Genomic DNA, 24,066 nt, shown 5'->3' on the forward strand with positions numbered 1-24,066 from the left:
CGGAGTCGGTTGCCGTCTGCCATGAGTCAACGCACCAGTGCCGCCGCGCGCTGGCGCACGGCTTCGTCGCGGGCGAGCACGTCCACGCGCTCGTTGTCGGGATCGCCGTTGTGGCCCTTCACCCAGCGCCAGTCGATCTCGTGGCGCTGGGCCGCGGCGTGCAGCCGCTGCCACAGGTCCTGGTTCTTGACCGGGTCGCCGCCGGCGGTGCGCCAGTTGCGGCGCAGCCAGTTCGGCATCCACTCGGTGATGCCCTTGCGCACGTACTGCGAATCGGTCTGCAGCATCACCGTACACGGCTCGGTCAGGGTTTCCAGGCCGCTGATGGCCGCCATCAGCTCCATCCGGTTGTTGGTGGTCAGCGGCTCGCCGCCGACCAGTTCGCGCTCCTTGCCCCGATAGCGCAGCAGCGCGGCCCAGCCGCCCGGGCCGGGGTTGCCGAGGCAGGCGCCGTCGGTATGGATCTCCACCGCCTTGCGCGTCATGCCGCCGGCAACCCCCGCGGCAGTGCGAGACGCGCGGACGGCAACGGCGTCAGCGCGGCCACTCGCTTTTCTGCGCGCAGCGCGTAGGCCGCGCGCAGGCCCGGGCCGGACTGCAGCACGTCACTGGCTTCCAGCTTCCATTGCGGACCGATGCCCTGCGACACCGGCTCCGGTTCAAGGCCGGCGCGGCGCAGCCGCCGGCGCCAGCCGAGCGGCTCGGCCGCGCGCAGGCCCTGGCCACGCCAGCGCCAGCGGTAGGGCGACAACGGGTTGAGGGTGAACAGCCACAGCCGCCCGCCGGGCTCCAGCACGCGTGCGGCTTCCTCGAGCAGGTCATCGTCCTCGCCACCGGCGCGCACCACGTGCTGCAGGATCACCACGCGCATGGTCGCGCTGGGCAGCGGCAGCGCCGTGCCGCAGCGGACCGCGCCGGCCCAGCCCTGCCGGTCGCGCCACAGGCACATCCCCCGTCCACAGGCATCGCCGGGATCACGGCGGGGTGCCGGTGCCAGCCACAGCCAGGGCGGCGACGGGCGCTCCGCCAGGCTGCGCTCCAGCATCGCGTCCTCGCCATCAAGCAGGATGCGGCCGGCCGTGCTGGCGAACCACGTGGTCACCCGAGGTTGACCATTCAGGGAGGTGGAGGGCATGGTCACGCATTCTACAGACCCCAAGGGGCCGGCCGAGTGCGCCTGCAGCCGATCCCGGCACTGTCGGACAACTACATCTGGTGTCTCGCCGACGATGACGGCGCGCACGCGCTCGTCGTCGACCCCGGGGTGGCCGACCCGGTGTTCGATGCCCTGCGCGGGCCACCACTGGCGATCCTGCTGACCCACCACCATGGCGACCACATCGGTGGCGTCCCCGCGCTGCTGGAGCGTTGGCCCGCGACGCCGGTGATCGCGCCGGAGGATCCGCGCATCCCGTCGGCCACGCGCCGCGTCGTCGATGGCGAACGGATCACGATCGGCCCCTGGTCGCTCGAGGTCATGGCCGTACCCGGCCACACCCGCAGCCATCTGGCCTTTTCCGGCCATGGCGTACTGTTCTGCGGGGACACATTGTTCAGCCTCGGTTGCGGTCGGCTGTTCGAGGGTACGCCCGCCCAGATGCTGGCCTCCCTGGACCGCCTCGCCGCCCTGCCCGGCACGACGCTGGTCTGCTGCGGCCACGAATACACCCACTCCAACGCCCGCTTCGCGCGTGCGGTGGAACCGGACAACCCGGCGCTGGCGCGCCTCAGCAAGGAGCTGGACACCATGGACCAGACCGGCAACGCGACCCTGCCCACGCAATTGGCCGACGAGCTGGCCTGCAACCCGTTCCTGCGCATCGATGTGCCTGCCGTGCGTACCGCCATCCGCGGGGGCGCACCGGTGGCGCCGCCGGCGGATGCTCCCCGCGACGCCTGGTTCGGCGCCCTGCGCGCCTGGAAGGACGGATTCGCCGCATGACGGCGCGGCGCCCGGCGATGCGGCAGCTGGCCGTCGCCCTCGCCTGCCTGCTGCCGTTTGGCGCGGCGCTCGCGGCCGACGCACCGGTCGCCCCGGTCGCGGAGCGCACCGAGCGCCAGGGTCGGGAGATCTACCAGAGCTTTGTCGACGGTCTGGCCGATCGCGACTGCAGTGCCGACTCCAGCGACCGCTGGCGCCGTCATTTCGCGCATGTACCCGCCGATCTCGCGCGCACGCCGGATCGCCTGCTTCCGCTGTTCGGCTATGTGGTCGATCAGCTCCGCGCCCAGCACCTGCCCACCGAATACGCGCTGATCCCGTTCGTCGAGAGCGGCTACCGGCCGGGCGCGCGCAGTGCGTCCGGGCCCGCCGGTCTGTGGCAGTTCATCGCGCTGACCGCACGCAACCACAAGGTCCCGATCCGTCCGGGCTACGACGGCCGCCTGTCACCGGTGGACTCCACCCAGGCCGCGGTGCGCTACCTCAAGACCCTGCACGGCATGTTCGCTGGCGATTGGCGGCTTGCCGTCATGGGCTACAACGCCGGCGAGTACCGCCTGTTCGGCGCATTGCGACAGGCCGGGCAGCGCGCCGCCGATGCCCGGCCCGAGGAACTGCCGATGCCGCAGACCACCCGCGCCTACGTGCGCAAGCTGCAGGCACTGTCATGCCTGCTGCTGGAGGCCGGCGAACGCGAGGAGTGGCTGCAGGCGATCGACCACACCGTGCCGGTGCTGGTCCCGGCGCCCTTGCCGCGAGGCGCGGGCCATCTCGACAGCTGGGCGTCGCGCGAGGGCCATGACCCCGGCCAGATCCGGCGCTTCAACCCGGCGTTCCCCGACGGGCGTATCGCCAGCGCCGACCGCAACCTGCAGGTGCTGGCGCCCGCACGTGCCGGCCGCGCCGACAGCGCGGTGGCCGCGATCCCGGTCGACGCCCCGGGCACTGCCGGAAGCCGGACGGCCGTGACATCGGTGGCATCGGTCCCGGCGCGCACCCCGGCGGCGGAACCGGTCCACTACGCACAGGCGGTGGAGCCACCGCGCTCGCATGTGGTCGCCCGTGGCGAATCGGTATGGCGCATCGCCCGTCGCTACGGCATCGGCGTCGCCCAGCTGCTCGCCCGCAACGGCCTCAGCGGCAACAGCGTGCTGCATCCGGGCATGACCCTGTTGATCGACGACGTACTGCCCGCCGGCACCGCGGCCGTGGAGACCGCCCAGGGAAGCCCCTGAGGCTTTGCGCGCGCCCGTTGGCGCGCCGTGATCCGCGTGCCGCACGCTCACGCGCACGTGCCTTCAGGCGACCGGCACGGCTGTTGCCCCGGGCCACGTCCCACTCACGAAAAAGGCGCGGACGTCGCCGCCCGCGCCTCTCCTGATCCGCCGGACGACTCCGTTACAGGCGCGACTCGTTCACGGTCACCTTCATCCGCGAACGCAGCGAGCGCACGAGCGTCTGTGCCGCCTCGCCACCGGCAAGCATGGTCAACTGCTGGGCGAGCATCAGCCGCTCCTGCTCGCTGGCGTCCGCAGGATCGCCCGGAGTGACCGCGCTCACCGCATAGACCACCACGCTGCCATCCTCGAGCGCGACGTGGCCGGGCGACACCGCGCCCTCCGCCGGCACCGGGGCACGGAAATAGGCTTCGACCGCGGCCGGATGCGGCACCGGCGTCCCGCGCGGCACCCCGGGCACGTCCTGCACCGGAAGCTCGTGCTCTGCGGCGACCGCGGCCAGCGTCGCACCTTCCGCCACGCGTGCCACCATCGCGTCCGCGGTCGCGATGCCGGCCTTGCGTGCGCGGTCGGCGCGGACCGCGGCGATCACCTGGTCACGCACCGCATCCACCGGCATCGCACGCTCCGGCGAGTGTTCGGTCACGCGCAGCATCACCGACTGTTCGGGGCCGGTTTCCACCGGATCGCTGACGGTGCCGTCCTCGACCATCGCCGGGCTGAAGGCCATCCGCTGCACTGCCGGATGCGCGAGCACGCCGGGAGCACCACCCCGCGGGAACGGCCCGGCGTTCTGCACCTGCAGGCCGGCTTCTTCCGCGGCCGGCGCCAGCGACGTCGGATTGCGGTAGGCGCGATCGACGACGCGGTTGACCAGCTCGCTGAAGGCACGCTCACGCGCACCCTCGCCCAGCTCGCGCTCGAGCTGCTCGCGCACGTCCTCGAACGGGGTCTGCGTGCCGGCCTGCAGCTCGCGCAGCTGCAACACGTGCCAACCGTATTCGGTGCGCGCGGTGCCGACGTCGCCAGGCTGCATCTGCGCCAACGCGGCATCGAACGCATCACCCATCATGCCGGGCTCCACCCAGTCGAGATCGCCACCGGCATCACGCGAGCCGGGATCCTCGGAATGCTCACGCGCCAGTGCGGCGAAGTCCGCGCCCTGCTGCGCCTGGCGGGCGAGGTCCCTGGCTCTGTCCTCTGCTGCGCGCCGCGCATCGGCGTCCGCATCGGCAGGAACCTCGATCAGGATGTGCGAGACCAGCCGGCGATCGGGCTCCGCATACCGTGCGCGTTCCTTCTCGTAGTGCGCGCGCAGCTGGGCTTCGTCCACCGCCTCGTCCTGCAGCCCACTGCCGTCCAGCACGATGTATTCCACCGTCACCATTTCCGGCGCGCGGTAGTCGGCCTGGTTGGCCTGGTACCAGGCCTCGATCTCCGCATCCGATACCGGAGCTTCGTCGACCGCCGGCGGCAACACCGCGAACGACACGTCGCGGCGCTCGCCCAGCAGCACCATCAGGCGGTCGAGCTGGGCCGGGGTCACGAAGGCCGACTGCGCGACATGCGTGGGCAGCAACGACTGCTGTATGCCTTCGCGCACGCGCTCGTCGAACTGCCGCGGCGTCATCGGCGGATTCTGCGACTGCAACGCCAGCTGGTAGCGCTGCGGATCGAAACGGCCTTCCACCTGGAACGCCGGGATCTGCTGGATCTCCGCTGCCACCTGGGCGTCGCCCACGGCGATGCCGCGGTTGCGCGCGGCAAGCCGCAGCGCGGCCTGGTCGATCAGCTGTTCGAGCACCTGCCGACGGTTGTCCGCGCTCTCGAACGCGAGGCCATCGAAGGCATCGCCCTGTTCCTCGCGCTGGCGCTGGCGTTCGCTCTCGAACGCGAAGCGGAAGTCTTCGGGCGACACGTCCTCGTGCGTCCACGCAAGCTTGCGCACCGGCCACCAGTCCGGCGCCGAGCGCCACCACGATGGCGCCGATTCGACGCGCGCGACATGGTTGCCGCCACCCTGGAACAGGTACTGCTCCATGCCGAAGAAGGCGAACGGAATCGCCAGCAGGATCACGATGACGACCGCGATCCAACCGCTGGTCTTCTCTCTCAGGGCTTGCAGCATGGCGACAACCGGCTATCGACGTAGCCGCGCAGTTTACCCGGATTGGCGGAGCGCAGCAGTCCACCACGGCACGCGCACCACGGGTCGCCGCACTGGGCGCGCAGCGCGATCGGGATACGCCGCTCCGTCGCGCACCAAAACACAAAGGGCGCCGGTGAGGGCGCCCTTCGGAAACGAGATGGCGGAGCGGACGGGACTCGAACCCGCGACCTCCGGCGTGACAGGCCAGCATTCTAACCAGCTGAACTACCGCTCCGCGTTGAAACTGTTTCAGGTGTAGCGGGCGGGAATCGACTTCCCTACCCTTTGAAGAAAACAAGGGCGCCAAAAGACGGCGCCCTTCGAGATCAATGGCGGAGCGGACGGGACTCGAACCCGCGACCTCCGGCGTGACAGGCCAGCATTCTAACCAACTGAACTACCGCTCCGCGATGAAACTCTTGAAACTCGGCTTGGTGGGTGCTGAGGGTTTCGAACCCCCGACCCTCGCCTTGTAAGGGCGACGCTCTACCGCTGAGCTAAGCACCCCCGAAGGAGCCGCTTAATTTACACCGTCCTTGAGCGCTTTGCCAGCCTTGAACGCGGGGTTCTTCGTGGCTGCGATCTGGATCTCTTCGCCGGTGCGCGGATTGCGGCCGGTACGTGCAGCGCGCTCGCGGACCTCGAAGGTGCCGAAGCCGGCAATGGCCACGTCCTCGCCCTGCTTCAGGCCGTTGGTGATCGCCTCGAACACGGCGTCGACAGCACAGGTGGCCTGGGCCTTGGTGAGGTCGCACTTGTCGGCGACGTTGGTGATCAGATCGGACTTCTTCATTTAGAGACGCTCCTGTGCGACGGCGATGTCGCGGTGATGACAACCGGCCCGCCTCTGGTGTGGACGTGCCTGCGTGACCGGTTCGGACGATGCGATGCGCGACGTGCGTCGCACATCGCGGACCCGGGTTTTATAACAGCGCCCCCTGCGCGACGCAAGGAAAAAGCCCGCAACCACGCGGGTTTACGGGCACTAACGCAGGCCGGGGAAGCCTGTCAATGCTTGACGCCGGCCTGCGTTCCGGCCTTCTTCGAACGCGGCTTGGAGATGACCGGCGCGACGTCCTTGGCCGGCTTCACCGGCTTGATCGGCGACTCGAGCGCGAGGTCGAGCACCTCGTCGATCCACTTCACCGGCACGATCTCCATCTGCTGGGTCACCGACTTCGGCAGGTCGGTGAGGTCCTTGCGGTTCTCCTCGGGGATGATCACCGTGCGGATGCCGCCACGCATGGCGGCAAGCAGTTTCTCCTTCAGGCCACCGATGGCGGTGACCCGCCCGCGCAGCGTGATCTCACCGGTCATCGCCACGTCGGCGCGCACCGGGATCTTGGTCAGGGTCGACACCAGCGCCGTGGTCATCGCGATGCCTGCACTCGGGCCGTCCTTCGGCGTCGCGCCATCGGGCACGTGCACGTGCACGTCGTGCTTCTGCAGGAAGTCCATCGCCACGCCCAACCGCTCGGTGCGCGAGCGCACGATCGACAGCGCGGCGGAAGCCGACTCCTTCATCACGTCGCCGAGCTGGCCGGTGAGGATCAGCTGGCCCTTGCCGGGCACCAGCGTCGACTCGATCTGCAGCAGGTCACCGCCGACCTCGGTCCAGGCCAGCCCGGTCACCATGCCGATCTCGTTGTCCTCCTCGGCACGCCCGAAGTCGTAGCGACGCACGCCCAGGTACTTGTCGAGGTTGCGCGCGTTGACCGCGACGGTCTTCACCGCCTTCTTCGGCTGCGGGCCGGCCAGCGCGATCTCCTTGACCACCTTGCGGCAGATCTTGGCGATCTCGCGCTCGAGGTTGCGCACGCCGGACTCGCGCGTGAAGTAGCGCACGATGTCGCGGATCGCCGCCTCGGCGATCTTCAGCTCGGCGGGCCGGAGACCATTGGCCTTGAGCTGCTTGGGCACGAGATAGCGCATGGCGATGTTGAGCTTCTCTTCCTCGGTGTAACCCGGGATGCGGATCACCTCCATGCGGTCGAGCAGCGGGCCGGGGATGTTGAGCGAGTTGGACGTCGCCACGAACATCACCTCCGACAGGTCGAGGTCGACCTCGAGGTAATGATCGTTGAACGCGTTGTTCTGCTCCGGGTCGAGCACTTCCAGCAGCGCCGAGGACGGATCGCCCCGGAAGTCCATCGACATCTTGTCGATCTCGTCGAGCACGAACAGCGGGTTCCTGGTGCCGGCCTTGTTGAGGTTCTGCACGATGCGACCCGGCATCGAGCCCACGTAGGTACGGCGGTGCCCGCGGATCTCCGCCTCGTCGCGCACGCCACCCAGCGACATGCGCACGAACTTGCGGTTGGTGGCCTTGGCGATCGACTGCCCGAGCGAGGTCTTGCCCACGCCGGGCGGGCCGACCAGGCACAGGATCGGACCACGCAACTGCTTCACCCGCGCCTGCACGGCGAGGTACTCGAGGATGCGCTCCTTGACCTTCTCGAGGCCGTAGTGGTCGGCATCGAGCACGTCCTGCGCGACCTTGAGGTCCTTGCGCACCTTGCTGCGCTTCTTCCACGGCACGCCCAGCAGCCAGTCGAGGTAGTTGCGCACCACCGCGGCTTCCGCCGACATCGGCGACATCTGCTTGAGCTTGTTGAATTCGCTCTTCGCCTTGGTCTCCACCGCCTTCGGCATCCCCGCCTCGGCGATCTTGCGCGCGAGCTCGTCGATGTCGTTCGGCGCGTCATCCATCTCGCCGAGCTCCTTCTGGATCGCCTTCATCTGCTCGTTGAGGTAGTACTCGCGCTGCGACTTCTCCATCTGCGACTTCACGCGGCCGCGGATGCGCTTCTCCATCTGCTGCACGTCGATCTCGCCGTCGACGAGGCCCACCAGCATCTCCAGCCGGGAACCGGTCTCGAACGTCTCCAGCAGCTTCTGCTTGTCGGCCAGGCGCACGCCCAGGTGCGCGGCGATGGTGTCGCCGAGGCGCCCCGGCTCGTCGATGCCGGCCAGCGTCTGCAGCAGCTCCGGGGGCAGCTTGCGGCTGGTCTTCACGTACTGCTCGAACAGGCTCATCAGCGAGCGCGCGATCGCTTCGATCTCACGCTCCTCGCGGCCATCCTCGGGCTCGACTTCGTGGCCCTGCGCGGCAAGCGTGCCGCCGCGCTCGACCACGGCGTCCACGCGCGCGCGCGACACGCCCTCGACCAGCACCTTGATGGTGCCGTCGGGGAGCTTCAGCAGCTGCAGCACCTGCGCGACGGTGCCGACGGTGTAGAGATCGTCGGCGGCCGGATCGTCGGTCTCGGCCGACTTCTGCGCCACCAGCAGGATCCGCTTGTCGGCTTCCATCGCCATGTCCAGCGCGCGGATCGACTTCTCGCGCCCCACGAACAGCGGGATCACCATATGCGGGAATACCACGACGTCGCGCAGCGGCAGCACCGGCAGGTCGAAGGCGGCGGTTTCGGGGGTAGCGGTCATCGGGACTCCGGGAGGATCGGCCGGGCAGGATCGCCCGGCAACTGGCTCCGTTATGGGGCTGGCGCGAGGTGCTTGCAAGCGGACGCTGCATGCCATTCCGGATGGGGTCATCCACTCCCGGCATCCGTCGCCTGCAACGAAAATGCCCGCGCTCGAAGGGAGCGCGGGCACCGGACCGGGCCTGCCGCGGGCGGGGATCTACTCCCCGGCGGCGACCTTCGGCGGCGCCGGGGGCGCCTGGTAGATCAGGTACGGCTCGGACCTGTGCTCGATCACCGACTCGTCGACCACCACCTTGCTGACGTTCTCCAGCGACGGCAGGTCGTACATGGTGTCGAGCAGCACCGATTCGACGATCGTGCGCAGCCCGCGGGCGCCGGTCTTGCGCTTGATCGCCTTGCGGGCGATCGCGGCAAGCGCGTCCTCGCGGAACTCGAGCTCCACGCCCTCCATCTCGAACAGGCGCCTGAACTGCTTGGTGATGGCGTTCCTGGGCTCGGTGAGGATCTGCACCAGCGCCGGCTCGTCGAGTTCCTCGAGGGTCGCAACCACTGGCAGGCGGCCGACGAACTCCGGGATCAGGCCGAACTTGATCAGGTCCTCGGGCTCGACGTCGGCCAGCACCTTGCCGGTGTCGGCCTTGCGCTCGCTGCTCTTGACCTTGGCCGAGAAGCCGATGCCGCCGCCATCGGCGCTGCGCTGCTGGATGATCTTCTCCAGCCCCGCGAACGCGCCACCGACGATGAACAGGATGTTGCCGGTATCGACCTGCAGGAACTCCTGCTGCGGATGCTTGCGCCCGCCCTGCGGCGGCACACTGGCCATCGTGCCCTCGATCAGCTTGAGCAGCGCCTGCTGCACGCCCTCGCCGGAGACGTCGCGGGTGATCGACGGGTTCTCGCTCTTGCGCGAGATCTTGTCGATCTCGTCGATGTACACGATGCCCTGCTGCGCCTTCTCGACGTCGTAGTCGCACTTCTGCAGCAGCTTCTGGATGATGTTCTCCACGTCCTCGCCGACATAGCCGGCTTCGGTGAGCGTGGTGGCATCGGCCATGGTGAACGGCACGTTGAGCAGGCGCGCCAGCGTTTCGGCCAGCAGCGTCTTGCCCGAACCGGTCGGCCCGACCAGCAGGATGTTGGACTTCGCCAGCTCGACGTCGTCGTTCTTCTGCCGGCTCTCGATGCGCTTGTAATGGTTGTAGACCGCGACGGCCAGCGTGCGCTTGGCGCGGTTCTGTCCGATCACGTACTGGTCCAGGACCTCGAGGATCTCCTTCGGCTTGGGCAGCGAGCTGCGTGCCGACTGGGCCTTTTCCTCGAGTTCCTCGCGGATGATGTCGTTGCAGAGTTCGACGCATTCATCGCAGATGAACACGCTCGGGCCCGCGATCAGCTTGCGGACCTCATGCTGGCTTTTCCCGCAGAACGAGCAGTACAGGATCTTGTTGCTGTCGCCGGAACGGCCCTGGGCGTCTTTGCTCATGTGCTTCGGTTTACCAGATGAAACGGTCCGCCGGAGCGGAGAGACGGACCGAGAATAGCATAGCGGCCGCGGGGCGCGTTCGCGCCTTCCGCGGGGATGGAAACGCAAGCGGCATCAGCAAGTTACCGCATGTGGCCGCGGCTGCGTGGCAGACGGTTCAGGACGGCTGGATCGACTCGTCGGGACGACGCTGGAGCACTTCGTCGATCATGCCGTACTCCTTCGCGCCCTCGGCGCTCAGGAAGCGGTCACGCTCCATGTCGCGCTCGATCTGCTCGATCGGCTGGCCGGTGTGGTCGGCATACAGCTGGTTGAGGCGCTGGCGCAGATAGAGGATCTCGCGTGCGTGGATCTCGATGTCGGTGGCCTGGCCCTGCGCGCCGCCGGACGGCTGGTGGATCATGACGCGCGAGTTCGGCAGTGCGTAGCGCTTGCCCTTGGCACCGGCCATCAGCAGCATCGAACCGGCACTGGCCGCCTGGCCGATGCACATGGTGCTGACGTCGGGCTTGATGAACTGCATGGTGTCGTAGATGGCCAAGCCGGCCGTGACCACGCCACCGGGGGAGTTGATGTACAGGCTGATGTCCTTCTCGGGATTCTCGGCCTCGAGGAACAGCATCTGCGCCACCACCACGTTGGCGACGTGGTCGTCGATCGGGCCGACGAGGAAGATGATCCGCTCCTTGAGCAGGCGCGAATAGATGTCGTAGGCGCGCTCGCCGCGGCTGGTCTGCTCGACCACCATCGGCACCAGGTTGAGGGCTTTGGTCACTTGGTTCACGCGCTGGAACTCCTGCTGGTGTGGCGCCCGCGCAGTGGTGCGCGGGCGTCCGTTACGTCGCATTGCTGCCCGCGGGCACGGGGCGGCCGGGTCAGGCCTGCTGCGAGATCGCGTCCTGGAAGCCGATCTTCTGCTCGGTGTGCTGGGCGCGCTCGGCGATCCAGTCGATCACCTGCTCCTCCATCACCCGGTTCTGCAGTCCCGACATCAGCTGGGGGTCGTTGCGGTACAACTCAATGACCTGCTCCGGCTCCTCGTAGGTCGAGGCGATCAGGCGCAGGGTCTCGTTCAGGCGCTTGGGGTCGAGCTGCAGCTTGTTGATGCGCGCCACCTCGCCGACCAGCAGGCCCATCAGCACGCGCTTGCGCGCCGCCTCCATGTAGCCCTGGTGGGCATCGGCCGGGACCTCGCCCACGTTGCGACCCTGGCGACGTGCCTGCTCGACGGTCTGCGCGACCATCGCACGTGCCTCGCTCTCGACCAGCTTCGGCGGCAGTTCGACGTCAGCCCAGGTCGTGGTGAGCTGCTCGCCCACCTCGCGGCGCAGCCGGTTCATCAGCGCACCCTTGAGCTCGCGCTCGAGGTTGGTGCGGATCTCGGTGCGGAAGGCCTCCTCGGTGCCGGCCTTGACGCCGAAGCTGCGGATGAACGCCGCGTCGACCTCCGGCAGCACCGGCTCGGAGACGCGCTGCACCGACAGGTGCACCTGCGCCTTCTGCCCGGCCAGCTGCGGCACGCGCCAGTCGGCCGGGAACTCGACGTCCACGGTCTTCTCGTCACCTGCCGACATGCCTTCCAGCGCGGCCTCGAGTTCCGGCAGCATGCCGCCACCACCGAGCACGGCGGTACCGTCCTCGCTGCCTTCGGCGGGCATGCGGTCCTCGCCGACCTGCGACCAGGTCTTGAGGTCGACCGCATCGCCGGACTGGGCCGGACGCGTGACCACCGTCCAGCTGCGGCGCTGCAGGCGCAGGTTCTCGATCATCCGCTCGATGTCCTCGTCGGTGACCTCGGCGGTGTGGCGCACGACGTTGAGGCGCGACATGTCGAGGTCGCCGAAGTCCGGCACCACCTCGAAGGTCGCGACGTACGCGAACTCGTCACCACCCTCGGACTGCGGCTCGATGCGCGGTTGGCCGGCAATGCGCAGTTCGTTGTCACGCACCGCCTGGTCGAAGCCCTCGCGCAGCATGCGGTCGAGCACCTCGGCGCGGACCTGCTGGCCGAAGCGCTGCTCGATGACCTTGGCCGGCACCTTGCCAGGGCGGAAACCCTTGATGCGGGTCGTGCGCGCGATCTCGCGCAGGCGCCCACCGACGTTGCTTTCAAGGTTCTCTGCCGGGAGCCGGAAGGTCATCCGACGCTCGAGGTTGCCAACGGACTCGACCGAAACTTGCATATCCACTCCTGGGGTCGCGGCCGATGCCGCGAGCGATTCTCAAAGACGGTTGTAGGTGGCGACCCGGGCACTGGCGCATCCGCGGATGCGGCGCCGGAGAAGCAGAACGCGATATTTTGGCGGATTCCGGGGGTGACCGCCACCAGCACTGCACGGGGTGCCGGATGCCGCGAGGCCCGGGCAAGGAGCCACCCGTGGATGTCGCCGGCCGCGCGCAGCGCCGGACCGGGTGACGCGCGGCCGCCCTCGCCGGGCGCCCCGCGCCGGAGAATGGTCGAGGCTGGTGCGGAAGGGGGGACTCGAACCCCCACGCCTCGCGGCGTCAGAACCTAAATCTGGTGCGTCTACCAATTCCGCCACTTCCGCGCGGCGCCATTCTATCGCGCGGGCGGGGCACGAGGCTGCCAGCCGGGACCGACACTGCCGCCCCGCCCCGGCCGCATGCTCGCTCCAGCAAAGCCGCATGGCCAGGGGGTGAACTGGAGGACATCGGCGCGCGCAAAGCAGAACGCCCGGCAAGCCGGGCGTCTGGGACTTCATGGTGGGCCGTCAAGGATTCGAACCTTGGACCTACTGATTAAGAGTCAGCTGCTCTACCAACTGAGCTAACGGCCCGTGAAGCGGGCGCGCAGTGTACAGGCACTGTGCGCAGTGGGCAATCGTTGTGATGCCGATTGCCGCGGAAGATGGGGTGGCTGAGGGGATTCGAACCCCCGACCACTGGAATCACAATCCAGTACTCTAACCAACTGAGCTACAGCCACCATTGAAACGCGAACCCGGCCCGTCCTGGACCCGCACCCGCCACGGTGCGTCTTTCCGATCGCAGCCGGGCTGGCGCGCCCGGCAGGACTCGAACCTGCAACCACCGGCTTAGAAGGCCGGTGCTCTATCCGGTTGAGCTACGGGCGCTCGGACCGAAGCGTACGTCGTGCGTTGCCGGATGGTCGGGGTAGAGGGATTCGAACCCCCGACATCCTGCTCCCAAAGCAGGCGCGCTACCAGACTGCGCTATACCCCGCCGACGTCGTACGGATTCGACCCATCACGCCTGCGGCGCGAGGGGCGGTCATTGTCGTGAGCGCAGGCGCCGGTGTCAATTCTTCGCAGCACGTCGCGTCCGCCGGACCGCGTCCACGGCAGGGTCATGAAAGGGGCTGCTATCCTCGGCGCAGGCAATCAGACCGTACAGGGGACCACCATGCGCAGCGCCAATCCCGCCCTGAAGGAGTCGACCTTCCTCGACCTCGGCAGCGGCACCGTCGTCTCGCGCGACGGCGACACGATGACCATCAATGGCACGGTCAACAAGACCGGCTTCCTGCTGCTGTTGACGGTACTGACCGCCGCCTTCGCCTGGAGCCAGGCTGTCGGCGCCGATGGCCAGCCCGCACCCGGCTTCGGCATCTACGCCTGGGGTGGCGCCATCGGCGGTTTCGTCATCGCCATGGTGACCATCTTCAAGAAGACCTGGGCACCGGTGACGGCCCCGCTCTACGCGCTGGTGGAAGGCTTCTTCCTCGGCGCGATCTCGGCGCTGTTCAACGCCTACTACGAAGGCATCGTGATGCAGGCGGTGCTGCTGACCTTCGGCACCCTGTTCGCGATGCTGTTCGCCTACCGCAGCGGTCTGGTGCGCGCCACCGAGAACTTCCGGCTCGGCGTGGTCGCCGCGACCGGCGGGATCGCGCTGGTGTACCTGGCGACGATCGTGCTGGGCTTCTTCGGCATCCAGATCCCGATGATCCACGAGTCGGGCATCGTCGGCATCGGCTTCAGCCTGTTCGTGGTGGTGATCGCGGCACTGAACCTGGTGCTGGACTTCGACTTCATCGAAAGCGGCGCCGAGCAGGGTGCGCCGAAGTACATGGAGTGGTACGGCGCATTCGGCCTGATGGTGACGCTGGTGTGGCTGTATGTGGAATTCCTGCGCCTGCTTGCGAAGCTGCAGGGTCGCGACTGACCCTCTGCCGCGGGGAATGGAAAGGGCGCTTCGGCGCCCTTTTTCATGTCCGCACGGTGGGTGCGGCGCTGCAGCCGATCAACCGCGCGGCTGCCCCGCCCGCTGCGGTGCGCGTTGCCGGCGGGAGGGCCACAGGATGAAACCCAAGGCCACCGCCGCGAGGATCCAGCAGTAGTACACGCTGCCGGCCAGGGCGAGTGGCGACACCGCGGCCAGCGACGCCGCCAGCAGGATCTGCGCGCCGTACGGGATCACCCCCTGTGCCACGCAGGCGAAGATGTCGAGCACGCTCGCGGACCGGCGCGGACTGATGCCATGGCGCACGGCGATGTCGCGTGCGACGCTGCCGCTGACCAGGATCGCTACCGTGTTGTTGGCGGTGAACACGTCGGCGGTGGCCGACAGCGCGGCGATGCTGAGTTCGCCGGGGCGCTTGCCACTTCGCCCGCGGGCGAAGCGCGCGATCGCGCGCGCCAGCCATTCCAGCCCGCCGCCCGCCTGCATCAGCGCGCCGAGCCCGCCGATCAGCAGCGACAGCAGCAGGATCTCGGTCATTCCCTCGAAACCGATCCACACATCCCCGGCCAGTTGCACCAGATCGTAGCCGTCGCCCAGCACGAGGCCGAACCCGCCAGCCAGCACCAGCCCGGTGCCCAGCACCAGCAGCACGTCGAGCCCACACAGCGCCAGCACCAGTACCAGCACATAGGGCAGCGCCAGCCAGGGCGACGCGCCCTCGATGGATTCCACCGGGGCCGACTCGCCCAGCACCAGCAGCAACGCGATCGTCGCCAATGCCGCCGGCAGCGCGATCCTGATGTTCTCGCGGAACTTGTCGCGCATCTGCGCACCCTGGGTGCGGGTGGAGGCGATGGTGGTGTCGGAGATGATCGACAGGTTGTCGCCGCACATCGCACCGCCGATCACCGTACCGACCACCAGCGCGCGGTCGAGGCCGGCGGCATCCGCCACGCCGATCGCGATCGGCACCACCGCGGCGATCGTGCCCATCGAGGTGCCGATGGCCAGCGAGATGAAGGCGGCAAGCACGAACAGCCCGGGCAGCAGCAGCGCCGCCGGCAGCGCGCCGATGCCCAGCGCCACCACCGCATCGACCGCCCCGATCGCGCTCGAGACATGGGCGAACGCGCCGGCGAGCAGGAAGATCAGGCACATCAGCACGATGTTGGGATCGCCCATGCCGCGCAGCAGGATCGCGGCCGGCCGCTGGCCCGCGCGCCAGGCGAGCCATGCGGCCAGGGCCAGGGCGGGCAGGATCGCGACCGGCGCGCGCAGCTGGTAGAAGCCCATCGCTTCGCCCTGCGCGGTGAAGTACAGCCCCGCCCCGAAGAACAACGCGAGAAACAGCAGCAGCGGGCTCAAGGCCAGCGCACTGGGCTGGACGGGCGCCTCGGGGGCGTCCTGCACGGTTGGCGTCATGGCGGGGGCTGCGTGGGCAATCGGCGATTCTGCGTGGTCGCCGCGGCCACGTCATGCATACGGCCGGGATACTCGATGCCGCAAACAGGACGCCCACCCCGGTCGTGCGGGGTGGGCGTCGGATCAGCGATGTCGCGCGGGTCGGTCACCGGGTGCCGATCCTGCACCCTCTCCGTGCGACGGCGGCGTGGCGACACGCGCCACACCGCGCCCGTCCCACCGCCGCGCAGGCGCAGCGGCGGGTGGCTCAGAGCCGACCGGCAATCGCCCGGGCAAACGCCATGGTATTGCCGCTGCCGCCGAGGTCGGGGGTCAGCGAATCGCCGGCGGCGAGCGTGGCGACGATGGCATTGCGAAGGCGCGTGGCCTCCTCCGGCTTGCCGAGGTGGTCGAGCATCTGCGCCGCGCCCAGCAGCAGCGCGCAGGGGTTGGCCTTGCCCTGCCCGGCGATGTCCGGCGCGGTGCCGTGCACCGCCTCGAAGATCGCCGCTTCGGCACCGATGTTGGCGCCCGGCGCCAGGCCGAGGCCGCCGACCAGACCGGCGCAGAGGTCGGAAATGATGTCGCCGAACAGGTTGGTGGTCACGATGATGTCGAACTGCTCGGGGCGCATCACCAGCTGCATGCAGCAGTTGTCCACGATCATCTCGTTGGCCTCGATGTCGGGATATTCCGCCGCCACCTCGCGGGCAACCTTCAGGAACAGGCCCGAGGTGCTCTTGAGGATGTTGGCCTTGTGGACGATCGTGACCTTCCTGCGGCCGGTCTTGCGCGCCAGCTCGAAGGCGTAGCGCACGATGCGGTCCGAGCCCTTGCGGGTGATGCGGGTGATCGACACCGCGGTCTCGCCATCGGCCGACACTTCCTGGCCTTCGCTGATGTACGAGCCTTCGGTGTTCTCGCGGATGGTGATCAGGTCGACGCCGTCGGTGAAGCGCGAGCGGGTATTCGGGAAGGTCGTCGCCGGGCGCACGTTGGCGTAGAGGTCGAACTTGCGCCGCAGCTCGACGTTGATCGAGCTGAAGCCACCGCCGACCGGGGTGGCCAGCGGGCTCTTGAGCGCGATGCGGTTGCGCTGGATGGACTCGAGCGTGGCGGCCGGCAGCAGTTCGCCGTGCTTTTCCAGCGCGACGAGGCCGGCATCGGCGTCTTCATAGCGCAGGCCGAGGTTCATCGCGTCGAGGACGTGGAGCGTGGCATCCATGATCTCCGGGCCGATACCGTCGCCGCGGATGACCGTGATCGTCTGGGTCATGTGGGGGATTTCCATGCAAGCGGGCGCCGCGCGGAAGCGGCGCCGGGGACTGAAGTAAGCGCGCCATTATGCCATGCCGGCCCGTATGGCCCGGCACGCCTGCCGTCGCGCTCGGCGGTGGTGACCGTACGCCCGGAGCAATGCCCGCCGGCGCGACCCGTCTCAGCCGTGGTCGTGGGCGGCTGGCGCGGCGGCGTCGCCCTGTTCAAGCTGGTCGAGGAAGTCGACCGCGCGGCGCAGGTGCGGGATCACGATCGAGCCCCCCACCACCAGCCCCACCGAGAAGGTCTCGAACATCTCGTCGCGCGAGACACCCGCCTCGCGGCACTGCGCCACGTGGTAGCTGATGCAGTCGTCGCAGCGCAGGACCAGCGAGGCCACCAGCCCCAGCAGTTCCTTGGTCTTCACGTCGAGCGCGCCGGCCTGGTAGGTCTGGGTGTCGAGCGCGAAGAACCGCCGCACCACCTGGTTGGGCTCGGCGAGGATGCGCTCGTTCATGCGCTTGCGGAACGCGGTGAAGGCCGCGATCCGGTCCGCCTCATCGCCACCTGCGCTCACGACGCGTCACCGGCCAGCAGCGGCTCCAGCTTGCCGGCACGGTGCAGCGCCATCATGTCGTCGTAGCCGCCGACATGGGTCTGGCCGATGAAGATCTGCGGCACGCTGGTGCGGCGCGTGGTCTCCACCATGCGCTGGCGCGCATCCGCATCCAGGTCGATGCGGACTTCCGTCCACTCGAGCCCCTTGCTCTTGAGAAAGGTCTTGGCGGCCACGCAGTAACCGCACATCGCGCTGGTGTAGAGGGTGATCTCGGGCGAACTCACATCGAAGCTCCGGAAACTTGCAGGCGCAAGGATGGTCACAGTGTGTGCGCGGCCCACCGGCTTTTCCAGCGCGGACCCGGTGCGTGCAACCGCATTGCCGGCCCGATTAACCGCGGATTCACTCCCGCCGCGCACCCTCCCTCCAAGCCCGGAAGCGCCGGTTACGATGCCCCGCATGCGCAATGTCCTGACTGCCGCCCTCCTCGTCCTTGGTCTTTCCGTCTCCCACGGCGCCGCGCAGGAGCGCCTGCCGGATATCGGGTCGTCCGCCGGCACGGTGCTGAGCCCGGCGCAGCAGGCCGAGTACGGACAGATGCTGCTGGCGCAGCTGCGCCACTACGACATGGTGCTCGAGGATCCGCTGGTCAACGACTGGCTGCGCGGCACCGGCGCGCGGCTGGCCTCGGCCAGCGACCAGCCGCAACAGTCGTTCACCTTCTTCGTGATGCGCGACCGCTCGGTCAACGCATTCGCCACCCTGGGCGGGCATATCGGCCTCAACGTCGGGCTGGTGCTGGCCGCGCAGACGGAGGACGAAGTGGCGGCGGTGCTCGCCCACGAGGTCGCCCACGTCACCCAGAACCACGTGCTGCGTGGCGCGGAACGTGCGCAGCGCGACAGCGTGCCGATCCTGCTGGCGATGCTGGGTGCGATCGCCGTCGCCGCGGGCTCCAACAGCGACAGCTCCGGCGAGGCGGCGATGGCGGCACTGGCGGGTGCGCAGGGCTGGGCGATCCAGCGCCAGATCGACTACACCCGCTCCAACGAGTCCGAGGCCGACCGGCTGGGCATCCGCACGCTGGCGCGCGCCGGCTATGACGTCTCCGGCATGGCCAGCATGTTCGAACGCATGCAGGCGATGTCACGCACCAACCAGGGCGGCGACCGCGAACGCCTGCCCGACTACCTGCGCACCCACCCGGTCACCACCACCCGCATCAGCGAAGCCCGCCAGCGCGCGGAGCAGATCGCACGCGAGTCCGGGGCGATCGTCGGCACCGCGACCACGCCGGAGGGCAGGCGCACCGAACGCATCATTGCCGGCAGCCCGCTCGGCAACGTCGGCACCGGCACCCGCAACCCGCTGCTGCCGGCCTCGCTCAGGCTTCCCGCGGGCGCCGCGGCCCCGGGCGGTGGCGACCCGGTGGTGTTCGGCTGGACGCGCGAGCGCATGCGCGTGCTCAGCGCGGAAACCCCTGCCGCGGCGATCCGCGAGTACGAGGCGATGCGCCGCAACGGGCTCCTGGCCGACGACCAGCGTTACGGCCTCGCATTGGCGCGGCTGCTCAGCGGCGACTACGCGGTGGCGGCCACGCGCTTCGCGGAACTCCTCGAGGAATATCCCGGCGACCTCTGGCTGGGGGTCTCGCTGGCCGAGGCCGAGGTGCGCTCCGGGCGCGTGGTCGAAGGCGACCGCCGCTTCGACGCGCTGCTCGAACGCATGCCCAACCATCGCGCCACGGTGCTGACCTATGCCGGGCTGCTCGCCGAGCGCAACACCCCCGCCGCCGGCCGGCGCGCGCAGGAGCTGCTGCGCCCGTTGCTGCGCAGCGCCGCCGACGACCCGACCTTCCAGCGCACCTTCGCCCGCGTCAGCGAGATCGCCGGCGACCCGGTGCGCGCCGGCGAGGCCCATGCGGAAGCCGCATTCCTCGGTGGCCGCGCCGAGCAGGCACTGGTGCAGCTCAACACGCTGAAGAAGCGCGACGACCTCGACTACTACGCGCGCGCCCGTATCGATGCGCGCATCGCCGCCATCACCCCCACCGTGCTGGAACTGCGCCGCCAGGGTGTGCGCGACGAGGATCTGCGCCGCCGCTGACCCATGACGGTGTCACGCCGGTGTCATGAATCTGTCGTCTAATGCGGTAAATCCGGCCGGAACCCCACCGTGCAGAAACGCATCCTGATCGTCGACGACGAACCCGCCATCCGCGACATGGTGGCCTTCGCCCTGCGCAAGGGCGAGTTCGAACCGGCCCATGCGGGCGACGCCCGCGAGGCGCAGAGCGCCATCGCCGACCGCGTGCCCGACCTGATCCTGCTGGACTGGATGCTGCCGGGCACCAGCGGGCTGGAACTCGCCCGCCGCTGGCGCCGCGAGGAGCTCACCCGCGAGGTGCCGATCATCATGCTCACCGCCCGTGGCGAGGAGAACGACCGCGTCGGCGGGCTGGAGGCCGGCGTCGACGACTACGTGGTCAAGCCGTTCTCCGCCCGCGAGCTGCTGGCACGTATCCGCGCGGTGATGCGCCGCTCCCGCGACGACGACGAGGATGGCAGCGTGCGGATCGGCAGGCTGCGCATCGACGGCGCCGCCCACCGGGTCTTTGCCGGCGACACCGCGGTCACCATCGGCCCCACCGAGTACCGGCTGCTGCACTTCTTCATGACCCACGCCGAGCGCGTGTACTCGCGCGCACAGCTGCTCGACCATGTCTGGGGCGGCAGCGTGTACGTCGAGGAACGCACGGTGGACGTGCATATCCGCCGCCTGCGCAAGACGCTGGAACCGTTCGAACTCGACGGCATGGTGCAGACCGTGCGCGGTGCCGGCTACCGTTTCTCGGCATCGATGTGACCGCGACGATGCCCGCCGCCTCCCCCGCGTACTGACTGGGCGCATGCCACCGCGACTTGCCGCCGGCTGGGGCCGTACGCTGGGCCGCCAGGGACTGGTCCTTGCGACCGCCCTGGCCATCGGCCTGCTGGCAGGCCACCCCTGGGCCGCGCTGGCGCTGGCCGCACTCGGCATCGCGGCCTGGCAGCAGCTGCGCCTGCGTCGCCTGCTGCTGCGCCTGCAGTCGCGGCGGCACCTGCCCGCCGCACAGGGCGCCGGGGCGTGGAACGAACTCGACCGCCTGCTGCACCAGTACCAGGACGACACCCGCAACCGCAAACGCCGGCTGGTGGAGATGCTGCGCGCCTACCGCGCCGCCGCGGCCGCGCTGCCCGACGCGGTGGTGGTGCTGGAGCGCAACAGCCAGCGCGTGCAGTGGTTCAACGAGGCGGCCACCGGCCTGCTGGGCCTGCAGTACCCGGGTGACCTCGACGCGCCGGTCGGCGAGCGCCTGCAGCCGCTGCCCATCGCCCGCTGGCTGGCCAGTGGCCGCCATGCCGAACCACTGCTGGATGCGCCCTCGCCGATGGATGCCGATGTGCGCCTGAGCCTGCGGCTGATCCCGTACTCGGAGAACCTGTGGCTGCTGGTGGCGCGCGACGTCAGCAAGCTGATGCGGCTCGAGCAGGTACGCCGCGACTTCGTCGCCAACGTGTCGCACGAGCTGCGCACCCCGCTGACGGTGATCCACGGCTATCTCGACATGCTCGAACCCGACGAACAGCCCGACTGGGCGCCGATCCTGGCCGAGATGCGTGCGCAGTCGCAGCGCATGACCCAGCTGGTGGAAGACCTGCTGACCCTGTCGCGGCTCGAGGCGCAGGACACCGTGAGCGACGAGAACGTGCCGATGGTTTCGCTGCTGGCCACGCTGCGGCGCGAGGCCGAGGCGCTGGGCAAGGGCCGCCACACGATCCGTGTCGAGGACCATGCGGGCGTCGACCTGTGGGGCTCGATCAAGGAACTGCACAGCGCGTTCTCCAACCTGGTGTCCAACGCGGTGCGCTACACCCCGGCCGGCGGCCGCATCGACATCGAACTTTCCCGCAGCGAGGACGGCGGCGCGGTACTGTCGGTACGCGACAGTGGCTACGGCATCCCCGCCGCGCACCTGCCGCGGCTTACCGAACGCTTCTACCGGGTGTCGACCAGCCGCTCGCGCGAACTCGGCGGCACCGGCCTCGGGCTTGCCATCGTCAAGCACGTGCTGCAGCTGCACCAGGCACGTCTCGAGGTCCAGAGCGAGGTCGGGCGCGGCAGCGTCTTCGCCTGCCATTTCCCCCCTGACCGCGTACATTCGTCGCGAGATCCCTTCAACGATGGAGCCCCGCGTGAACAAGCGCGCATCCCGGCCGACCGCGCACGCTGAGCGCCGGAGCATCGTGCGCGGACAGCCACTGGCGATGTCCGAAGGTGCGAGTGCCGACGACCCGCTGGCTGACCCGGCGCTGTACTTCAACCGCGAACTCTCGCAGCTGGACTTCAACTTCCGGGTGCTGGCACAGGCGCAGGACGAGTCGATCCCGCTGCTGGAGCGGCTGCGCTTCCTGTGCATCTCCTGCACCAACCTCGACGAGTTCTTCGAGATCCGCGCCGCCACCGTGCGCCATGCGCAGGACTACTCGCTGCAGACGCCGCCCGACGGCCTGGCGCCGGCGACCGTGCTCAAGCGCATCCACGAGCGCGCCGCGGAGCTCGTCGCCGCGCAGTACGCATGCTGGAACGACGTGCTGCGCCCGGCGCTGGGCGAGGCCGGGGTGCGGATCTTCGGTCGTGACAGGTGGAACGCGCGGCAGAAGCGCTGGCTGCGGGCGTATTTCCGCAACGAGATCATGCCGGTGCTGTCGCCGTTGGGGCTGGACCCGGCACATCCGTTCCCGAAGATCCTCAACAAGTCGCTCAACGTCGTTGTCGTGCTCAAGGGCAAGGACGCGTTCGGGCGCAGCGGCCATCTCGCCATCGTGCGAGCGCCGCGTTCGCTGCCGCGCATCATCCAGTTGCCTGAGCGGGTCTCGGGTGGCGAGTCCGACTTCGTGTTCCTGTCGGCGGTGCTGTCGGAATTCGTCGACGAACTGTTCCCGGGCATGGAGGTCAAGGGCGCCTACCAGTTCCGTGTCACCCGCAACTCCGAACTGCTGGTCGACGAGCAGGAGGTCGAGAACCTGGCGCTGGCGTTGCGCGACGAGCTCGCCGGGCGCGGTTACCTGCGCGCGATGCGGCTGGAGATCGCCGGCAACTGCCCCAAGCCCATCGTCGCCACCCTGCTGAAGAACTTCGACCTGCCCGACAACGCGGTGTACCGCATCGACGGGCCGGTCAACCTCAACCGCGTCATCCAGATCTACGACCTGGTGCAGCGCCCCGACCTCAAGTTCCCGCCGTTCCAGCCGCGCCAGCTGCGCGGGATCGACGAGATCTTCGAGCGCGTCGACGACGGCGACATTCTGCTGCACCACCCGTTCGATGCATTCACGCCGGTGCTGGAGCTGATCAAGCAGGCCGCCGAAGACCCCAACGTGCTGGCGATCAAGCAGACGCTCTACCGCACCGGCAAGGACTCGGCGATCGTCGAACACCTGGTGCAGGCCGCGCGCAACGGCAAGGACGTCACCGTGGTGGTGGAATTGCGCGCGCGCTTCGACGAGGACGCCAACCTCGGCGTGGCCGACCGCCTGCAGGAGGCCGGCGTGCAGGTGGTGTACGGCGTTGTCGGCTACAAGACCCACGCCAAGATGCTGCTGATCGTGCGCCGCGAGGGCCGCAAGCTGCGCCGCTACGTGCACCTGGGCACCGGCAACTACCACTCGGGCACCGCGCGCGGCTATACCGACCTCGGCCTGATCACCGCCGACCCGGCGATCGGCTCGGATGTCCACCAGATCTTCCAGCAGCTGTCCGGGCTGGCGCCGGCGATCCAGCTCCAGCATCTGTTGCAATCGCCTTTCACCCTGCACCGCGGCGTCATCGAGCGCATCGACCGCGAGGCCGACAACGCGCGTGCCGGCCGGCCGGCGCGCATCGTGGCCAAGATGAACGCCATCAACGAGCCCGGCGTGATCCGCGCGCTCTACCGCGCCTCGCAGGCCGGCGTGCGCATCGACCTGTTCGTGCGTGGCGCCTGCACCCTGCGACCGGGTGTCGAAGGCGTATCCGACAATATCCGCGTGCTGTCGGTGGTCGGGCGATTCCTCGAACACCACCGCGTGTACTGGTTCGCCAACGACGGCAGGCCGGAACTGTTCGGCGCCAGCGCCGACTGGCTGGAGCGCAACCTGCTGCACCGCGTCGAGACCTGTTTCCCGTTCCTGGATCCGGCGATCGCCGCGCGGGTGCGCGAAGAGGTCATCGACAACTATCTCGCCGACAACACCCATGCCTGGGAGCTGCAGGCCGACGGCAGCTACCGCCGGCTGGAGCCCGAGGGCGACGAGATGCCGCATTCGGCGCAGGCATGGCTGCTGGCACGTATCAACGGCTGATCCAACGCATGCAGCGCGCGCTGCATGCGACGCCGGTCATGGCC

19 protein-coding genes and 8 tRNA genes are annotated in these 24,066 nt (G+C 69.0%); 7 read left to right on the forward strand and 20 right to left on the reverse strand.

What is annotated here, in order from left to right; translation table 11 throughout:
- Positions 1-26 precede the first annotated feature (26 nt).
- Both rnhA and ERL55_RS10545 read right to left on the reverse strand, forming a co-directional pair.
- Positions 27-485, reverse strand: a complete 459-nt coding sequence (gene rnhA / locus ERL55_RS10540; protein ID WP_129136390.1) for a ribonuclease HI — start codon at positions 483-485, stop codon at positions 27-29.
- On the reverse strand, positions 482-1,135 hold the full coding sequence (locus ERL55_RS10545) for a methyltransferase domain-containing protein (protein WP_206733308.1): 654 nt from the start codon (positions 1,133-1,135) through the stop codon (positions 482-484). The genes rnhA and ERL55_RS10545 overlap by 4 nt, the downstream gene beginning before the upstream one ends.
- 36 nt (positions 1,136-1,171) lie before the next feature.
- Here ERL55_RS10545 and gloB point away from each other — a divergent pair, with 36 nt between their 5' ends.
- The gene (gene gloB, locus ERL55_RS10550) at positions 1,172-1,942 is read left to right on the forward strand and encodes a hydroxyacylglutathione hydrolase (protein ID WP_129136392.1); all 771 of its coding nucleotides are present in this window, start codon (positions 1,172-1,174) and stop codon (positions 1,940-1,942) included.
- Positions 1,939-3,177 (forward strand): lytic transglycosylase domain-containing protein, encoded by a 1,239-nt coding sequence (locus tag ERL55_RS10555; protein ID WP_241685751.1) that lies wholly within the window; start codon positions 1,939-1,941, stop codon positions 3,175-3,177. The genes gloB and ERL55_RS10555 overlap by 4 nt, the downstream gene beginning before the upstream one ends.
- Before the next feature lie 163 nt (positions 3,178-3,340).
- Here ERL55_RS10555 and ERL55_RS10560 read toward each other — a convergent pair whose 3' ends face one another.
- The 14 genes from ERL55_RS10560 to ERL55_RS10625 all read right to left on the reverse strand — a co-directional run bounded on the left by ERL55_RS10560 (position 3,341) and on the right by ERL55_RS10625 (position 13,462).
- Complete coding sequence (locus tag ERL55_RS10560) at positions 3,341-5,308, reverse strand: SurA N-terminal domain-containing protein (RefSeq protein ID WP_129136393.1); 1,968 nt, start codon at positions 5,306-5,308, stop codon at positions 3,341-3,343.
- Between the two features lie 179 nt (positions 5,309-5,487).
- Positions 5,488-5,564, reverse strand: a tRNA-Asp gene (locus ERL55_RS10565).
- A 95-nt stretch (positions 5,565-5,659) separates the two neighbouring features.
- Positions 5,660-5,736 (reverse strand) — tRNA-Asp (locus ERL55_RS10570).
- 25 nt (positions 5,737-5,761) lie between these two features.
- Positions 5,762-5,836 (reverse strand) — tRNA-Val (locus ERL55_RS10575).
- Between the two features lie 13 nt (positions 5,837-5,849).
- Complete coding sequence (locus ERL55_RS10580; protein ID WP_129136394.1) at positions 5,850-6,122, reverse strand: HU family DNA-binding protein; 273 nt, start codon at positions 6,120-6,122, stop codon at positions 5,850-5,852.
- A gap of 215 nt (positions 6,123-6,337) precedes the next feature.
- Entirely contained in the window at positions 6,338-8,773 is a 2,436-nt protein-coding gene (gene lon / locus ERL55_RS10585) for an endopeptidase La (RefSeq protein WP_129136395.1), read from the reverse strand.
- Positions 8,774-8,971: 198 nt separating this feature from the next.
- Positions 8,972-10,258 (reverse strand): ATP-dependent Clp protease ATP-binding subunit ClpX, encoded by a 1,287-nt coding sequence (clpX, locus tag ERL55_RS10590; RefSeq protein WP_129136396.1) that lies wholly within the window; start codon positions 10,256-10,258, stop codon positions 8,972-8,974.
- A gap of 157 nt (positions 10,259-10,415) precedes the next feature.
- Positions 10,416-11,042 (reverse strand): ATP-dependent Clp endopeptidase proteolytic subunit ClpP, encoded by a 627-nt coding sequence (clpP, locus tag ERL55_RS10595; protein WP_129136397.1) that lies wholly within the window; start codon positions 11,040-11,042, stop codon positions 10,416-10,418.
- Between the two features lie 91 nt (positions 11,043-11,133).
- Positions 11,134-12,441 carry a trigger factor gene (gene tig, locus ERL55_RS10600; RefSeq protein ID WP_129136398.1) on the reverse strand — a complete coding sequence of 436 codons (1,308 nt, stop codon included), beginning with the start codon at positions 12,439-12,441 and terminating at the stop codon, positions 11,134-11,136.
- Between the two features lie 281 nt (positions 12,442-12,722).
- Positions 12,723-12,807: transfer RNA gene (locus tag ERL55_RS10605), tRNA-Leu, on the reverse strand.
- Positions 12,808-12,980: 173 nt separating this feature from the next.
- Positions 12,981-13,056 (reverse strand) — tRNA-Lys (locus ERL55_RS10610).
- 72 nt (positions 13,057-13,128) lie between these two features.
- A tRNA-His gene (locus ERL55_RS10615) sits at positions 13,129-13,205 on the reverse strand.
- A 71-nt stretch (positions 13,206-13,276) separates the two neighbouring features.
- A tRNA-Arg gene (locus tag ERL55_RS10620) sits at positions 13,277-13,353 on the reverse strand.
- A 32-nt stretch (positions 13,354-13,385) separates the two neighbouring features.
- Positions 13,386-13,462 (reverse strand) — tRNA-Pro (locus ERL55_RS10625).
- 180 nt (positions 13,463-13,642) lie between these two features.
- Here ERL55_RS10625 and ERL55_RS10630 point away from each other — a divergent pair.
- The gene (locus tag ERL55_RS10630) at positions 13,643-14,404 is read left to right on the forward strand and encodes a Bax inhibitor-1/YccA family protein (protein WP_129136399.1); all 762 of its coding nucleotides are present in this window, start codon (positions 13,643-13,645) and stop codon (positions 14,402-14,404) included.
- A gap of 78 nt (positions 14,405-14,482) precedes the next feature.
- On the opposite strand, the gene ERL55_RS10635 is transcribed toward ERL55_RS10630, so the two are convergent.
- From ERL55_RS10635 to grxC, 4 genes are all read right to left on the reverse strand, one after another.
- The gene (locus ERL55_RS10635; protein ID WP_129136400.1) at positions 14,483-15,844 is read right to left on the reverse strand and encodes a Na+/H+ antiporter NhaC family protein; all 1,362 of its coding nucleotides are present in this window, start codon (positions 15,842-15,844) and stop codon (positions 14,483-14,485) included.
- 247 nt (positions 15,845-16,091) lie between these two features.
- Positions 16,092-17,099 carry an isocitrate dehydrogenase gene (locus tag ERL55_RS10640; RefSeq protein ID WP_129136401.1) on the reverse strand — a complete coding sequence of 336 codons (1,008 nt, stop codon included), beginning with the start codon at positions 17,097-17,099 and terminating at the stop codon, positions 16,092-16,094.
- A gap of 162 nt (positions 17,100-17,261) precedes the next feature.
- Positions 17,262-17,597 (reverse strand): carboxymuconolactone decarboxylase family protein, encoded by a 336-nt coding sequence (locus ERL55_RS10645; protein WP_100322645.1) that lies wholly within the window; start codon positions 17,595-17,597, stop codon positions 17,262-17,264.
- A gap of 56 nt (positions 17,598-17,653) precedes the next feature.
- Positions 17,654-17,923: a glutaredoxin 3 gene (gene grxC, locus ERL55_RS15170; RefSeq protein WP_256386122.1), complete on the reverse strand. Its 270-nt coding sequence runs from the start codon at positions 17,921-17,923 to the stop codon at positions 17,654-17,656.
- 175 nt (positions 17,924-18,098) lie between these two features.
- On the opposite strand from grxC, the gene ERL55_RS10655 reads away from it, so the two are divergent.
- The 4 genes from ERL55_RS10655 to ppk1 all read left to right on the forward strand — a co-directional run bounded on the left by ERL55_RS10655 (position 18,099) and on the right by ppk1 (position 24,022).
- A complete protein-coding gene (locus ERL55_RS10655; RefSeq protein ID WP_129136403.1) occupies positions 18,099-19,745 on the forward strand; it encodes a M48 family metalloprotease in 1,647 nt (548 codons plus the stop codon).
- A 69-nt stretch (positions 19,746-19,814) separates the two neighbouring features.
- On the forward strand, positions 19,815-20,504 hold the full coding sequence (gene phoB, locus ERL55_RS10660; protein ID WP_129136404.1) for a phosphate regulon transcriptional regulator PhoB: 690 nt from the start codon (positions 19,815-19,817) through the stop codon (positions 20,502-20,504).
- Between the two features lie 43 nt (positions 20,505-20,547).
- Positions 20,548-21,912, forward strand: a complete 1,365-nt coding sequence (phoR, locus tag ERL55_RS10665; protein WP_129136405.1) for a phosphate regulon sensor histidine kinase PhoR — start codon at positions 20,548-20,550, stop codon at positions 21,910-21,912.
- Between the two features lie 34 nt (positions 21,913-21,946).
- Positions 21,947-24,022 carry a polyphosphate kinase 1 gene (ppk1, locus tag ERL55_RS10670; protein WP_129136406.1) on the forward strand — a complete coding sequence of 692 codons (2,076 nt, stop codon included), beginning with the start codon at positions 21,947-21,949 and terminating at the stop codon, positions 24,020-24,022.
- Positions 24,023-24,066: the final 44 nt, after the last annotated feature.

The sequence above is a fragment of the Luteimonas sp. YGD11-2 genome (genome assembly GCF_004118975.1).
Lineage (GTDB): Bacteria > Pseudomonadota > Gammaproteobacteria > Xanthomonadales > Xanthomonadaceae > Luteimonas > Luteimonas muca.

Bases quoted from the DNA above. Each gene is read 5' to 3' on its own strand.
- lon (WP_129136395.1), bottom strand. From the start codon at position 8,773: ATGACCGCTACCCCCGAAACCGCCGCCTTCGACCTGCCGGTGCTGCCG.
- ppk1 (WP_129136406.1), top strand. From the start codon at position 21,947: ATGTCCGAAGGTGCGAGTGCCGACGACCCGCTGGCTGACCCGGCGCTG.
- ERL55_RS10630 (WP_129136399.1), top strand. From the start codon at position 13,643: ATGCGCAGCGCCAATCCCGCCCTGAAGGAGTCGACCTTCCTCGACCTC.
- ERL55_RS10560 (WP_129136393.1), bottom strand. From the start codon at position 5,308: ATGCTGCAAGCCCTGAGAGAGAAGACCAGCGGTTGGATCGCGGTCGTC.
- rnhA (WP_129136390.1), bottom strand. From the start codon at position 485: ATGACGCGCAAGGCGGTGGAGATCCATACCGACGGCGCCTGCCTCGGC.
- ERL55_RS10645 (WP_100322645.1), bottom strand. From the start codon at position 17,597: ATGAACGAGCGCATCCTCGCCGAGCCCAACCAGGTGGTGCGGCGGTTC.
- phoR (WP_129136405.1), top strand. From the start codon at position 20,548: ATGCCACCGCGACTTGCCGCCGGCTGGGGCCGTACGCTGGGCCGCCAG.
- clpX (WP_129136396.1), bottom strand. From the start codon at position 10,258: ATGAGCAAAGACGCCCAGGGCCGTTCCGGCGACAGCAACAAGATCCTG.
- ERL55_RS10640 (WP_129136401.1), bottom strand. From the start codon at position 17,099: ATGACCCAGACGATCACGGTCATCCGCGGCGACGGTATCGGCCCGGAG.
- tig (WP_129136398.1), bottom strand. From the start codon at position 12,441: ATGCAAGTTTCGGTCGAGTCCGTTGGCAACCTCGAGCGTCGGATGACC.
- ERL55_RS10655 (WP_129136403.1), top strand. From the start codon at position 18,099: ATGCGCAATGTCCTGACTGCCGCCCTCCTCGTCCTTGGTCTTTCCGTC.
- ERL55_RS10545 (WP_206733308.1), bottom strand. From the start codon at position 1,135: ATGCCCTCCACCTCCCTGAATGGTCAACCTCGGGTGACCACGTGGTTC.
- ERL55_RS10580 (WP_129136394.1), bottom strand. From the start codon at position 6,122: ATGAAGAAGTCCGATCTGATCACCAACGTCGCCGACAAGTGCGACCTC.
- ERL55_RS10555 (WP_241685751.1), top strand. From the start codon at position 1,939: ATGACGGCGCGGCGCCCGGCGATGCGGCAGCTGGCCGTCGCCCTCGCC.
- ERL55_RS10635 (WP_129136400.1), bottom strand. From the start codon at position 15,844: ATGACGCCAACCGTGCAGGACGCCCCCGAGGCGCCCGTCCAGCCCAGT.